The following is a 12,815-nucleotide window of genomic DNA, read 5'->3' as shown; positions in this document are numbered from 1 at the left end:
CTAGCTTAGGACGGATAGTCCAGCTCCCCGTCCAGGAAGTCGAACACCGCGGCCTTGGTGAGCGCGTGGGGGATGGCCGAGAAGTGGTCGCAGCCGGGCACGGTGATCCCGTGGGCGTGCGGGAACACCGCCGCCAGCTCGGCGGGGTCTCCGGCCCCGGTGTCCCCCTGGCCGGCCACCACCAGCACCGGCATGGGCAGCATCGCCATGGCGTCGCGGTCGAAGGCCGGGTTCACCGCCCCGGTCATGGCGGCCAGGGCCTGGCGGTCCTCCCCCTGCTCGTCGGCGAACTGGCGGAAGCTCTTCAGCATCGGCTCCTTGATGGTCTCGGGATCGGCCGCCAGCATTGCCTCGGCCATCGGATTGCCGCCCGGCAGGGCGCGTTCGCCGATCAGCTTGCCGCCCACCCCGCCCAGCATCAGGTTCGAGATGCGGTCGGGCGCCTTGAGCGCCGTCGCCAGCGCGGTGCGCGAGCCCATGGAATAACCGAACAGGTCGACCCGGGAGAGGCCCAGGTGGTCCAGCAGGGCGATGACGTCGCCCGCCAGCTTGTCGCGGGTATAGGCCTCGGCCTCGTGCGGCTTCGCGCTCTCCCCATGACCGCGCTGGTCGAGCGCGATGCAGCGGATGCGGCGGCGGTCGAAGGCCGTGTACCAGCCCGTCCGCTTCCAGCCCTCGTTCCGGTTCGACGCGAAGCCGTGGACCAGGACGATGGTGCGCTCCCCGCCGCCGGGCGGGACATTGTCGTCATAGGCCAGGGTCAGGCCGTCGGAGGTGAAGGTGGGCATCAGGCGTTTCCGTGTGCGGCGCGGCTCTGCGGCCGCCTCGCGCCCATCATTACCTAGGGCGCCTGGCCGATCCACTCCCAGTGCCAGGGTTCGAAGGGATAGTTCACGAAGCCGTAGCGCCCGGCGTTGGCCAGCAGCCAGGCATAGGTCGGCGTCTTGGTCATGAACAGGCGGTTGGGGTCGGCGCTGGAGTCCGGCTTGAAGCCCGGCGCCTCCCCCACATAGAGGTCGAAGGCCAGGCCGGTGCGGTGGGCCGAGCAGGTGGCCCGCGCCACACCGTCGCAGTTGCCGTCGGTCAGGCAGCGGACGTCGTCGGCGTCCGGCGCGCGGAAGCCGGAGAAGATGGTCAGGTTGCGCGGATCGGCGCGGATGGCCGGCGACTCCCGCCGCGCCGCCTCGGCCATCCTGCGATAGGCGTCCAGTGCGCCGGGGCGCGCTGGGATGGTCTTGCCGCCATAGCTCTCGGCCGGGGCGGCGACGGCCAGGGTCGCCGGGTCCGGCGGGTCGGGGCAGATCCCCTTGACGTTGACCATCACGAAGGGCCGGCGCTCCTGCCAGACCCCCTTGAAGTGGTTGAAGGTGTCCACGTCCATCTCGCCGGTGCCCTTCATCCGCGCCTGCTTCTGATAGCCGGCCAGCAGCTGGGCGAAGCGCGAGGTGGTGGGGCCGCAGCGCGTGCGCAGGTCCCGGGCCACCAGGGGCGCGTAGACCTCCCAACCGATCTCCGCCCGGCGGAAGGGCGCCCAGACCAGGGTGTTGAGCGAGGCCGCGTTGATCCGCGCGGCCTCCTCGAAGGCCGGCACGCGGCACGCCGCCGGCGTCGGCGGCGCGGAGGGGGTCTGGGCGCAGGCGCCCGCCCCGCCGAGCGCGAGGCCCAGGGCCGCGGCGCCGGCCCACCGCCGGAACCGGCGCGAGGTTGGAGGCTTCCAGATCACGGCCCGCATTGTGCGCGGGTCAGCCCGGAGGTCCACTGATGAACTGGTCTGCATCGATCCTTGTCCTGACCTTCGCGCTCGCCGCCTGCTCCGAACCGCCGCCGGGCGGGCGCGCGGCCAAGGAGGCGAACGCGCAGACCGTCCCGGCGCTCCAACCGGTCGCCACCGCGCCCCTGGCCGTCCCCGCCACCGGCTCGGCCACCGCCCAGGGTCAGGCCATCGACGCCGCCGTCCTGCCGGGGGCGGAGGTCAAGGACCCGGCCCTGCTCAAGCCCGCCCTGATCCGGGCCCAGGTGCTGCTGGACCGCGCGCACCTGTCCCCTGGGGTCATCGACGGCGCCAAGGGGGAGAACCTGCGCCAGGCGGTCTCGGCCTTCCAGAAGGCCAAGGGCCTCCCCGACACCGGCGAGCTGGACCTGGCCACCTGGGACGCCCTGATCGCCGGCGCCGCCCCGGTCACCGCCGACTACGTGATCACCGCCGAGGACCTGACGGGACCCTTCGTGGCCGTACCGGTCAAGAGCGAGGACCAGGCCAAGCTCGACCACCTGGGCTACGCCAGCCCCGCCGAGATGTTCGCCGAGCGGTTCCACATGGACGAGAAGCTGCTCAAGGCCCTCAACCCCGACGCCGACTTCGCCGTGGCCGGGACCTCCATCCTGGTGGTGGCCCCGGGCTCCGACACCCTGGGCGGACAAGTCGCCCGCATCGAGGTGGACAAGGCCGAGCGCGAGGTGCGCGCCTATGGCGAGGGCGACGTGCTGCTGGCGGTCTATCCGGCCTCGGTGGGCTCGGCCGAGCGGCCCGCGCCCTCCGGCGAGTGGGCGGTGCGCACCATCGCTCCCAACCCCACCTGGATCTACGACCCCAAGCGCCTGACCTTCGGCGACGGCAAGAAGGGCAAGTTCACCATCGCCGCCGGCCCCAACAATCCGGTGGGCTCCATGTGGATCGACCTCACCAAGGACACCTACGGTATCCACGGCGGCCCCGATCCCAACCACATCGGCAAGACCGACAGCCACGGCTGCGTCCGGCTCACCAACTGGGACGCCCAGGAACTTGGCGCGGCGGTCAAAAAAGGCGCGAAGGTGGTGTTTATGGGGTCTGAAACCAAGGCGGGAAAAACGTAGCGGGATCAATCCCCTGGGTCGATTTTAACTTGCCGGTCAGAAAACAGGGTTACTTCTCGGGAACCCCAAAATGGGTGTGACGAAGAGTCTCGGAGCGGAGAAATGTCAGGGGAAACGGCGAAGACCGTAATCGCGACGATGAACCGGATCGACCGGGCGACCAAGCGCACGCTGCGGGAGCGCGAGCGCAAGGAACGCGTGGCCGCCCGCGCGAAGAAGCCCGAAACCACCGCCGCGGCCGCCGCGGCCTATGACAAGCTCATCGAACGCCTGACCCGGGCCCACTGCATCAAGTACGCCCGCAAGAACTGGACCGAGATCGCCGCCCGCGGCCTGGTGGAGCCGGCGCCCCGCACCCACACCAAGGAACAGATCGCCCGCAAGAAGCTGGCCCGCTACGAGCCGGGGATCATCGACGCCTTGTTTGGTTTGGGCGCCGACCGCCGGCGGGCCCTGGCCGAGGCGGTGCTGACCGCCGCCAAGGAGGACGCCGACCTCTACAACCGCGGCAAGCGCGCCGCCGAGGCGCACAATCTCGACGTCAACCTGGCCGCCAGCGTGCTGGCCCGCGACCTCTCGGCCATCGAGCAGACGCTGAGGATCAACCTCGACCTCGACGCCATCACCCCGGCCCTGGAGGGCTTCGCCGTCGTCCAGCCCGGGCCCGGCCGGTTCATCGTCTATATCGACGCCCTGGAGTTCGACGCCCTGCCCGACGAGGCGGTGGTGGCCATCGACGGCGAGCGCGCCGGCTATATCCCCGTGCCCTTCGCCAATCTCCAGGAGCTGCACATCTCCAATGTCTGCTCCATCTCCCTGCGCATCGGGACCGAGGTCCTGTCGGTGGTGGGCGGCGACGAGGTGGAGGTGATCACCCGCTGCCACCTGGCCCAGCGCCAGGGCGGCGAGTTCGAACAGCATCCGGTGCTCTATGTCCGTCTGCCCCACGCGGCCCTGACGCGGATGGACCTGACCCGGCTGGAGCCGGTCTCCACCGTCACCGCCCTCGGCGGCCGGCTGGACTGGGACTCCACCCGCGGCTTCGCCCCTATCCGCATCGACGACCTGCGCCTCACCGATCCCGCCCCCGCCGCCGCGCCGCGCAAGGTGGCCTAGGGGCCACGACCCAGGGGCTGCATTCAATCCCCTTGGGTCCCGGATCGGCCTATCGGCCGTCCGGGATGACGATGTTTGGACTGGGGGCGGAGCGCGACACGCCGCCCATCCCGGAAATCTGCATCTAGGTCGGCGCCGGCGCAGGCGCTGACTCGTCGGCCGGCTCGTCCGGCTCGTCGGGCTTTGCGGGATCGACCGCGGGCGGCGGCTCCGGCGTGGGCGCGGCTATGGGGGCCGGCTCCGGTGGCGGAGGCTGGGGAGCGGGCGGCGGGCTCGGCGCGGGGGCGGGCGCCGGCGGTTCAGGCGTGGGCGGCGGCGGCTCCGGGGCGGGTGGAACCGGTGCGGGCGGCGGCGGCTCGGGGGCCGGGACTGGAGGAACAGGCGTGGGCGCAGGTGGCGTGGGCTCTGGCGTGGGTGGCGTGGGCGCGGGCGGTGGCGGCGCGGGCGGCGGCGCGGGTTCAGGCGCAGGCGGCGGCGGCGGCGGCGGCGCGGCGCCCGGCTCGGGCTTCAGGACCAGGACCGCGATCCAGGCGATGGGTCGCCCGGTGGTGATGGGCCCGCCGGCCAGCGCCCGCTCGGTCTTGGTGACCGTGTCGCCGACATTGCCGCCGATGGAATGGACGATGTGGCGGGGCGCCCGGGCCACCTGGCTGACGATGTCGCAGTGGCTCTCATAGGCGTACTGGCCGCGCTTGGCCGAGACGCCCTCCACCCCGGCCAGGACCTGGGGGAAGGAGCGCACCGGGCTGGCGTTGCGCGAATAGCAGATCACGTCCCCCACCCGCGGCTCGATCCAGCTGGGATCGCAGGGCAGGTAGGCGTAGGCGCTGCGGCCGAAGCCATAGGCGTCGATGGCGGCCTGGATGTAGCCGGCGTGGGCCGCGGCCGAGCGGAACTGGTCGGTGGTCAGCCCCGCCCGCTTCATCACCGAGGAGACGAACACCGCCGACCAGGGCAGGGACGAGGTGCTGGAACGCTTGATGGCCCCGGCGATGGCGCGGGCCGGGGGCGTGCCCACCCCGAACTTGGCGTTGGCGGCCTCGATATTGGCCTTGCTGTTGGCCTTCAGGATCTGCGGGGAGGCCCCGTTGAGCACCACCTCGTAGGGGAAGGTCAGCATGTTGTCGTAGCCGGTGAAGGCCCAGAACTGCCAGACCGCGTCCCAGGACAGCGAGCCGGCCAGCGCCCCGTCCCCCTGCTTCTCGATCACCGCGTCGGCGGCGGTCTCCTTGACCCGGCCATAGCCGAACTTGGCCCACTGGTCGGTGGCCACCCGGGCGATCTCGGCGCCGATGGGCGGCGGCGGCTTGGCGGCGGCCGCCAGGCAGGCGGCCTTCAGCTCGGTGCGGTCGATGCTGTAACCGGCGGCGTGGGCCGGCGGCGGGGCGACGGCCACGCAGGTGGCCAGCGCCCCGGCCAGAAGCAGGGCTCTCATGGCGGGGCTCCGGGGCAGCCGGGCAGGAAGACCACGTCGCAGGGCGGGGCGTAGGGCTCCTCGGTCAGGCCCACATCGGAGGCCTTCAGCCGGCTGTTCTTGATCCAGGAGGTGCGCTCGGTCTCGTCCAGCCCCTCCTGGCCGAGCGCGTCGACGAAATAGACAGCGTCGCGGCCGATCTGGTAGCTGCGCGAGCCGGGCGAGGTGAAGGGGGTCACGTTGGCGATCAACCGGCGGGCCTGCCAGTTGGTCATGTGGCCGGCGCGCACCGTGTCGGCCAGGCTGGCGACCTGGGCCTCGGTCAGGGGCGGATAGTCCAGCGACCGGTCCAGGAAATAGGCGAAGTCCATCTTGGTGGGCTTGAGACCCGCCCGGGCGTAGAGGTCGTAGTGGCGGGCGATGCGGCGGCCCAGATAGCCGTCGGGGCCCAGGAAATAGCCGTCATAGCCGGCCCGGATCTCCGGGCGCCCCGCCAGCTTGGCGAAGATGATGCGGAAGGTCTCGCGCCGCTCGGAATCGTCGAACACCGGCTTCAGGATCCCCGGCGCCCTGGCGCACCAGTCGGGGCTCGATTGGTCGATCAACTGGTCCAGCAGAGGCCCCTCCTCGGCGAAGGCCTCGCGCACCATGGGGCCGGTGACGGGACTGGCCGTCAGCACCGACAGCACCCGCTGGAAGGTGCAGCCGTGGCCGGCGGTGGCCTTGTAGGGCCCCCAGCTGAAGATGGAGTCCGGGTCGGCGCTGGTGAAGCCCGAGCCCCGGTCCCAGTCCCACAGGGTGCGGTCATAGTCCGGCGTCAGGGGGGCGGCGCCGAAGGCGATCACCTTGGCGCGGTCGAGCGGCGAGGGCAGGGGCCGCTTCATGATCTTCAGCCACAGCTTCTCGTCGGCGGCGCCCGGCGGCGTCGATTTCTCGAACCAGCGCTTGCGGCAGGCGCGCAGGGCCGAGAGCGCCTCGGCCGAGGACTTGTCCAGCCGGTTGGGGGACATCTGCAGCGGGGTGATCACCGCCGGATCGACCTTGCGGCACTTCTCCAGCTCCGACGCCACGGCCTGGGACAGCGGGCTGATGAAGCCCCAGTTGGAGTCGGTCAGCCGCCAGGTGCGGGCCTGGGCGCTGAGGTTCACATAGCTGGGCGCCCGGATCAGCACGCCCGCGGCGGCCGGCGCGGCCCAGGCGAGCCAGACGCCCAGAGCGATGATCAGATGTGTCGAGCGGCCCCACGCCATTGATCGCTCCCCCTAGGGTAGAGCGTCGCGCGCGAACGGCGTTAGGTCAACGCCTCAGCTGCGCCACTTCAGGACGGCGGCCTCGACGGGATTGCGGAACGGGCGGCCCTCCTTGCGGCTGGCGGTCCATTCGCGCTTGAGCTGCTGGTACCACTTGGCCTGACGGTCGGCGTCGTCGATCCACAGCAGGGCCGGGTCGTAGCGCAGGCCCTCGTTCTGCAGGTTCACCATGTCGCCGTCCTGACGCAGGAAGATCCGCGCCCCCCAGGCCACGAAGGGCTTGAGGAAGAAGAAGGCCGGATGATCCGACCAGACGATCTGGGTGATGCGGGTCTTGGTCTCCGACAGCGGCGTCAGGCAGGTGAGCGACAGCACCTGATGCTTGCCCACCGTCACGTGCTCCCAGCGCATGCCGGGGATGCGGAAGGTGATCTCGGTCAGGGGCTCGCCGCCGAGCACCACATAGGCGCGGCTGTTCTTGGAGGGCTCGTGGCGGACCATGGCGAAGCCCTGCTCGCGGGGCTCGAACCTCTTGGCCTTGTCGTGCTGGCTCTTGGCCGAGCGCCACCACCACTGCTGATGCACATAGGGGCCGTGGGCCGGGTCCATAAGCCCCACCACCGCGTGGTCGATATGGGCGTCGAACTCCATGCGGTCGACGAGCTTGGGCTTGCCCCCCACCACGCCGGGGAAGACCGGCGGGCCTTCCGGCGGCTCGCCCTCGAAGCGCGGATCGGAGCTGATCCAGACGAAGACCAGGCCCTGGCTCTCGGCCACCGGATAGCTGCGCACCCGGATGCGCCCGGTCTCCATCGCCTGTTCGGCCACCAGGGAGGGGATGGCCGTGCAGGCCCCGTCGCCGCCGAACCGCCAGCCGTGATAGGGGCAGGCCACCACCTCGCGCCCGTCGGCCTCGGTGGTGAGGGTCCCGGCCGACAGCGGCGCGGCCCGGTGCGGGCAGATGTCCTTGATGGCGTGGGCGACGCCGGCCCGGTCGCGGTACAGCAGCACCGGCTCGCCGAGCAGTTCGTAGCGCTGCAGCTTGCCGCGCTTCAGGTCGCTCGACAGGGCGGCGAAGTACCAGATGTCGGCCAGGAAGCCGCGCCCGAACTTGGCGTCGGCGGAGGAGCTGCGGGCCGGGGCGTCGTCGGGCATGGGGTCCTTGTAGCGGTTCAGGGCCGGCGGATGAAGGCCACGCCGTGGGCAGCAAGCGCCACCTTGCCGTCCTCCACCTTGGCCTGGATCAAACCGGGCAGGGGAACCGCCTCCCCCGTCAGCCCGGCCTGGGCGAAGACGGCGGCCTCGGGCCCCATGTTGAACAGGCACAGCACCTGTTCGTCCCCCAGGGTCCGGGTGAAGGCCAGCACAGGGCCCTCGGCGGGCGCCATCTCGATCTCGCCGCGGGTGAGCGCCGCCGAGCCCTTGCGCAGGGCGATCAGGGCCTTGGAGAGCGCCAGGGTCGAATTGGCGTCGGCCGCCTGGGCCGCCACGGTCAGGTCGCGGTGCTCCGGGGCGCTGGGCAGCCAAGGCTTGGCGCGGGAGAAGCCGAGATTGTCCCCGGGCGCCCAGGGCATCGGCGTGCGCGAGCCGTCCCGGCCCTTGGAGATCGGCCAGTAGAGGTCGCCCACCGGATCGCGGATCTCGGTGCGGGTCAGGCTCTGGGCCTCGGGCAGGCCGAGCTCCTCGCCCTGATACAGCAGCGTCGTCCCCTTCAACGACAGCAGGAGCGCCAGCATCAATCGCGCGACAGCCTCGCCGCCGCCGAACCGGGTGGCGGTGCGCATGATGTCGTGGTTGCAGAAGCTGATGCAGGGCCAGTGGCCGGGATGGCGGGCCAGGGTCTCGAAATGGTCGCGGAAGATCTGCGGATTGAGCTTGCGCGCGTGCAGCAGGACGAAGGTGTAAGCCGAGTGCAGCCCGTCGTCCGGCGTGCAATAGGCGCCGCAGCGCTCCTCCTCCTCCGAGAACTCCCCGAACACGAAGCGGTCGCCGTGACGGTCCACCCGGGCGCGGATCTCGTCCAGCAGGGGGATGTTCTCCGGCAGGTTGGAGTCGTTCAAATGGACCTGCATCTCGCTGGCGTGGGCCCAGTGGTGGCGGGTCCGCTGCGCCGCAGGCACGGCGGGGTTATCGGTGAGGGTGTCGTCGTGCAGGAAGGTGCCGGCCACATCCAGGCGGAAACCGTCGATCCCCTTGGCCAGCCAGAAGTCCAGCACCGAGATGGCGGCCTCCTTGGCGTCGGGATTGCGCCAGTTCAGCTTGGGCTGCTGGCGCAGGAACTTGTGGTGATAGTGCTGCCGCCGGGCCGGCTGGTAGGCCCAGGCCGGGCCGCCGAACACCGAGAGCCAGTTGTTGGGCGCCGTGCCGTCGTCGGCCGGATCGGCCCAGACGTACCAGGACGCCTTCGGACCATCGGGCCCCCCGTCGCGGCTGGCGGCGAACCAGGCGTGCTCGTCGGAGGTATGGGACAGCACCTCGTCCAGCATGACCTTGATCCCCCGCCCGTGGGCGGCGGCTGTCAGGGCCTCGAGGTCGGCCATCGAGCCGTAGTCGGGATGCACGCCCTCGAAGTCGGAGACGTCATAGCCCCAGTCGCGGTTGGGGGAGGGATGCACCGGGGAGAGCCAGATGGCGTCCACCCCCAGGCTCTCGATATAGTCCAGCTTGGCCGCGACGCCCTTCAGGTCGCCGTGGCCGTCGCCGTCGGAGTCGAAGAAACTCCGGACATAGATGTGGTAGACGACCGCGCCCTTCCACCAGGGCGCGGCCGACACCTTAGGCCTCGTCCGCGCGGCTGATGATGCGCGACACGATGCCGTATTCCTTGGCGGCCTCGGCCCCCATCCAGAAGTTCCGGATCGTGTCCTTGACCACCTTCTCGTAGGGCTGGCCGGTCTCGCGCGCGATCATGCGGTTGACCCGCTCGCGCATCTTCACGATCTCCTCGGCCTCGATCTCGATGTCCGAGGCCTGGCCGCGCACGCCGCCCGAGGGCTGGTGCAGCAGGAAGCGGGTGTTGGGCAGGCACATCCGGTTTTCCTTCGGCGCGCCGAGATAGATGTGGGCGCCGGCGCTGGCGACCCAGCCGGTGCCGATCATCTTCACCTTGGGGCCGCAGAAGGTGATCATGTCGTGGATGGTGTCGCCGCTCTCGACGTGGCCGCCGGGCGAATTGACGATCACCCGGATGTCGGCGTCGCTCTCGTTGGACAGGGCCAGCAGCTGGGCGGTGACCCGCTCGGCCAGCCGCATGTCGATCTCCCCGAAGACCAGCACCGTGCGGGCCTTGTAGAGGCCGCTCTGCACGGGACCCGCCGTCATCGGCATGTCGGGCTTGCGGGCGCCGTCTTCGCCCTCGTCGTCTTCGTCCAACCGCCAATTGCGCATTCGAAAGTCTCCAGGTCTCAAGTTGGACGGAACGTGCGTTGCGCCGCAGCGGATCGCAAGGTCTGCAGGGTTAAGATCGGCTGTTTTATCGGGCGAAATGGCCGGACGTGCCGTCGCGGCGAAGCGCCCCTCCGTGTCATCCCGGTTTCCGCGGCACGCGGAAGACCGGGACCCAGAAGCACCGATCCCTCCTGTACGCCCCGCGCCTATGGGTCCCGGACAAGCCCTGCGGGCTTTCCGGGATGACACCGCTGCTGTTTACCGCGCCGCCGTCGCGATCAGGCGGGCGTAGAACTGCACGCACTGTTCCAGGTTCTCCAGGGACAGGTGCTCGTTGGTCCCATGGATCATGGTCGTGTCGGCCAGGGAGAAGGTCATCGGCTGGAAGCGGTAGACGTCCTTGGCCACCGGGGCGAGGTAGCGGCTGTCGGTGCCTGCCGTCACCAGGCCCGGCGCCACCGGCGCCCTGGCCAGGTCGCCGGCCACCGCGGCGATGGTGGTCCAGCCCAGGGAGGTGGTGGAGGAGACCGGCGAGGGCTCGTCCGGGGTCTTGGTCCAGACCATGTCGACGGCCAGGTCGCCGACCGCGGCCTTGGTGTGGGCCATCACCTTGGCCGAGCTGTCGCCGGGCGCGATGCGGTAGTTGATCCAGGCCGTGGCGTCCTGCGGCAGGACGTTCTCCTTGGGGCTGCCCTTCAGCATGGTAGGGGCGATGGTGGTGTGCAGCAGGGCCGCGCCGGCCGGGGTCGCCGCCGTCTGGGCCACGATCAGCGGCGAGAACAGCCAGGCGTTGGCCACCGCCATGCGGATCGGCAGCGGGCCCGAGGGGGCCAGCGCCGTCAGCATGGCCGCGCCGGGGCCGGAAAACTTCATCGGGAAGGGATGGTCGCCGATGGCCGCCACGGCCTTGGCGAGCGTCACCACCCCGCCGCCGTCCTTGGGCGGCGAGGAGGAGTGGCCGCCGGGCGCGCGCGCGGTGACCTTCAGGGTGGCGTAGCCCTTCTCGGCGATGCCGATCAGGGCCACCGGCCCGCCGGTGATGGGGTTGTCGGAGATGATCGCCTGGCCCTCGTCGAGCACGAACTCGGCTTTGATCCCGCGGGCCCGCAGCAGGGCGGCGGCGGCCCGGGCGCCCTGGCCGCGCACCTCCTCGTCGTGGCTGGAGACGATCATCACCGTGCGCCGGGGCTTGAACCCCTGGGCCGCCAGGATCTCCGCGCCCTCGAACAGGGTCACCAGGGAGCCCTTGTCGTCCACGGCGCCCCGGCCCCAGACCGCGCCGTCGGCGATCTCTCCGGCGAAGGGCGGATGCTTCCAGTCGGCCTCGGTGCCCGAGGTCACCGGCACCACGTCCTGGTGGGCCATCAGGATGATGGGGGCGAGGCTCGGATCGGTCCCTGTCCAGGTGTAGATCAGGGTGCGGTCGGCCACGACCTCGCGGGTCATGGCGGCGTGGGCCTTGGGATAGGTGGCCTGGAGCCAGGCGTGCAGCCGGTCCCATTCGGCGGGTTGGTCCTCGGCGGCGTCCTGGTGGCTGACGGTCTGGATCTGGATCGCCTGGGACAGGTGCTGGGCCGCCAGCGACCGGTCCACCCGCACCGCTGGCGCCAGCTTGACGCCTGTCAGGTCCGCGGCGGCCGGCGTCTTGAAGGTGGCCGTCCGCACCGCCACCACGCCCACCAGCGCCACAAGGGCCCCGCCCAGTCCGAGGCCGATCTTCGCCAAGGTCTTCATCGCCATTCCCCCCAAGGAAGCCTGGACCCTAGGCCGTTCTCGCAAGGGGAGGGAAGAGCTGTGCTATGCTCGCCGCGACCGACCACGGCCCCGGGCGATGAAACCATGCTGAAGCGTCACCGTTAGTCCGGCATGGCCTACCGCGCGCCCCGTCACCCGCACATCGAGAAACACGCCCGCCACCAGACCCTGCTGGCGCGGATCGTCGGCCTGGTGCTGATCTGGGCGGTGGTGGGGATCATGGCCCTGCTGGCCGAGCGCACCGTCCCGCCGGAACACCTGCCCTGGAAGCCGCTCAGCGTCATCGACCCGGTCGGCGTCGCCACCAAGGCCAAGGCCGCCCGCACCGGCGAGGACCCCGCCGCCTGCCGCGCCGTCCTCACCCACGGCGGCCTCGCCTTCAAGGAGGTAAGGAGGCCTCGGCCGACGGCGCCTGCAACGTCCCCGACGCCATCCGCTTCACCGGCGGCATGGCGCCCCTGCGACCCGCCGACGTCTCCCTGACCTGCAAGGAGGCGCTGGCCGTCTCCATCTGGGAGCGCCAGGTGGTGCAGCCCGCCGCCTTCGAGGTGCTGGGGGAGGCGGTCACCGCCATCGACAACTACGGCTCCTATTCCTGCCGCCGCATCTACGGCCAGGCCGAGGGCCCCATCAGCGAGCACGCCAGCGCCAACGCCCTCGATGTCGCCGGCTTCAAGCTGGCCAATGGCGAGGTGATCAGTGTGCTGAAGGACTGGAACGATCCGGGCCCGAAGGGCCAGTTCCTGCACCGGGTCCGCGACGGCGGCTGCCGCGTCTTCATCACCGTCCTGTCCCCAGACTACAACGCCCAGCACGCCAACCACTTCCATCTGGACATGGGCGGCTCGCCCCTTTGCCAGTGACGCCCTCCGCTCGCGGAACAAACGGGCATTAACACAAAATTCACCATGGTTAACGGATGGAACCCATGGGGAACGAACCGAGTCCGAATCGGAGTCGGGCCTAACCCTCGCCTCCTTCAGGGGGAGAGGGCAGGGTGAGGGCGCGCGCAGCAGGGCTGCGCGTCTCGACGCCGC

General features: G+C 70.7%; 12 protein-coding genes. 4 read left to right on the top strand and 8 right to left on the bottom strand.

All coding sequences use genetic code 11. The annotated features are described in order from the left end of the window. Positions 1-5: 5 nt before the first annotated feature. Together ACO06I_RS14515 and ACO06I_RS14510 are read right to left on the bottom strand one after the other, a co-directional pair. Complete coding sequence (locus tag ACO06I_RS14515) at positions 6-788, bottom strand: alpha/beta fold hydrolase (protein ID WP_421933272.1); 783 nt, start codon at positions 786-788, stop codon at positions 6-8. 53 nt (positions 789-841) lie between these two features. Continuing rightward, positions 842-1,723: a D-alanyl-D-alanine carboxypeptidase family protein gene (locus ACO06I_RS14510; RefSeq protein ID WP_421933271.1), complete on the bottom strand. Its 882-nt coding sequence runs from the start codon at positions 1,721-1,723 to the stop codon at positions 842-844. Positions 1,724-1,761: 38 nt separating this feature from the next. On the opposite strand from ACO06I_RS14510, the gene ACO06I_RS14505 reads away from it, so the two are divergent. Both ACO06I_RS14505 and ACO06I_RS14500 read left to right on the top strand, forming a co-directional pair. Further along, the gene (locus tag ACO06I_RS14505) at positions 1,762-2,856 is read left to right on the top strand and encodes a L,D-transpeptidase family protein (RefSeq protein WP_421933270.1); all 1,095 of its coding nucleotides are present in this window, start codon (positions 1,762-1,764) and stop codon (positions 2,854-2,856) included. Between the two features lie 138 nt (positions 2,857-2,994). Beyond that, a complete protein-coding gene (locus ACO06I_RS14500) occupies positions 2,995-3,972 on the top strand; it encodes a hypothetical protein (protein WP_421933269.1) in 978 nt (325 codons plus the stop codon). A gap of 124 nt (positions 3,973-4,096) precedes the next feature. Here ACO06I_RS14500 and ACO06I_RS14495 read toward each other — a convergent pair whose 3' ends face one another. The 6 genes from ACO06I_RS14495 to ACO06I_RS14470 all read right to left on the bottom strand — a co-directional run bounded on the left by ACO06I_RS14495 (position 4,097) and on the right by ACO06I_RS14470 (position 11,757). Further along, positions 4,097-5,407 (bottom strand): DUF2272 domain-containing protein, encoded by a 1,311-nt coding sequence (locus ACO06I_RS14495; protein WP_421933268.1) that lies wholly within the window; start codon positions 5,405-5,407, stop codon positions 4,097-4,099. Further along, positions 5,404-6,636: a hypothetical protein gene (locus ACO06I_RS14490; RefSeq protein WP_421933267.1), complete on the bottom strand. Its 1,233-nt coding sequence runs from the start codon at positions 6,634-6,636 to the stop codon at positions 5,404-5,406. The genes ACO06I_RS14495 and ACO06I_RS14490 overlap by 4 nt, the downstream gene beginning before the upstream one ends. Before the next feature lie 54 nt (positions 6,637-6,690). Then, entirely contained in the window at positions 6,691-7,791 is a 1,101-nt protein-coding gene (locus ACO06I_RS14485) for a Rieske 2Fe-2S domain-containing protein (RefSeq protein ID WP_421933266.1), read from the bottom strand. Between the two features lie 17 nt (positions 7,792-7,808). Beyond that, on the bottom strand, positions 7,809-9,410 hold the full coding sequence (locus ACO06I_RS14480; RefSeq protein WP_421933265.1) for an alpha-amylase family glycosyl hydrolase: 1,602 nt from the start codon (positions 9,408-9,410) through the stop codon (positions 7,809-7,811). Between the two features lies 1 nt (position 9,411). Further along, entirely contained in the window at positions 9,412-10,023 is a 612-nt protein-coding gene (locus tag ACO06I_RS14475) for an ATP-dependent Clp protease proteolytic subunit (protein WP_421933264.1), read from the bottom strand. A 258-nt stretch (positions 10,024-10,281) separates the two neighbouring features. Continuing rightward, positions 10,282-11,757 carry a M20 family peptidase gene (locus tag ACO06I_RS14470; RefSeq protein WP_421933263.1) on the bottom strand — a complete coding sequence of 492 codons (1,476 nt, stop codon included), beginning with the start codon at positions 11,755-11,757 and terminating at the stop codon, positions 10,282-10,284. Between the two features lie 132 nt (positions 11,758-11,889). Between ACO06I_RS14470 and ACO06I_RS14465 the strand changes: the two genes are divergently transcribed. Both ACO06I_RS14465 and ACO06I_RS14460 read left to right on the top strand, forming a co-directional pair. Then, positions 11,890-12,261 carry a hypothetical protein gene (locus ACO06I_RS14465; RefSeq protein ID WP_421933262.1) on the top strand — a complete coding sequence of 124 codons (372 nt, stop codon included), beginning with the start codon at positions 11,890-11,892 and terminating at the stop codon, positions 12,259-12,261. Continuing rightward, positions 12,228-12,641 (top strand): extensin family protein, encoded by a 414-nt coding sequence (locus ACO06I_RS14460; protein WP_421933261.1) that lies wholly within the window; start codon positions 12,228-12,230, stop codon positions 12,639-12,641. The genes ACO06I_RS14465 and ACO06I_RS14460 overlap by 34 nt, the downstream gene beginning before the upstream one ends. Positions 12,642-12,815: the final 174 nt, after the last annotated feature.

This window comes from Phenylobacterium sp. (assembly GCF_965229015.1).
Lineage (GTDB): Bacteria > Pseudomonadota > Alphaproteobacteria > Caulobacterales > Caulobacteraceae > Phenylobacterium.
Note: the sequence above shows the minus strand (reverse complement) of the source record. Positions and strands in the feature narration are given on the sequence as shown.

Excerpts from the sequence above, each read along its gene's own strand:
- ACO06I_RS14515 (WP_421933272.1), bottom strand. The coding sequence starts at position 788 with ATGCCCACCTTCACCTCCGACGGCCTGACCCTGGCCTATGACGACAAT.
- ACO06I_RS14505 (WP_421933270.1), top strand. The coding sequence starts at position 1,762 with ATGAACTGGTCTGCATCGATCCTTGTCCTGACCTTCGCGCTCGCCGCC.
- ACO06I_RS14500 (WP_421933269.1), top strand. The coding sequence starts at position 2,995 with ATGAACCGGATCGACCGGGCGACCAAGCGCACGCTGCGGGAGCGCGAG.
- ACO06I_RS14495 (WP_421933268.1), bottom strand. The coding sequence starts at position 5,407 with ATGAGAGCCCTGCTTCTGGCCGGGGCGCTGGCCACCTGCGTGGCCGTC.
- ACO06I_RS14490 (WP_421933267.1), bottom strand. The coding sequence starts at position 6,636 with ATGGCGTGGGGCCGCTCGACACATCTGATCATCGCTCTGGGCGTCTGG.
- ACO06I_RS14485 (WP_421933266.1), bottom strand. The coding sequence starts at position 7,791 with ATGCCCGACGACGCCCCGGCCCGCAGCTCCTCCGCCGACGCCAAGTTC.
- ACO06I_RS14475 (WP_421933264.1), bottom strand. The coding sequence starts at position 10,023 with ATGCGCAATTGGCGGTTGGACGAAGACGACGAGGGCGAAGACGGCGCC.
- ACO06I_RS14470 (WP_421933263.1), bottom strand. The coding sequence starts at position 11,757 with ATGAAGACCTTGGCGAAGATCGGCCTCGGACTGGGCGGGGCCCTTGTG.
- ACO06I_RS14465 (WP_421933262.1), top strand. The coding sequence starts at position 11,890 with ATGGCCTACCGCGCGCCCCGTCACCCGCACATCGAGAAACACGCCCGC.
- ACO06I_RS14460 (WP_421933261.1), top strand. The coding sequence starts at position 12,228 with ATGGCGCCCCTGCGACCCGCCGACGTCTCCCTGACCTGCAAGGAGGCG.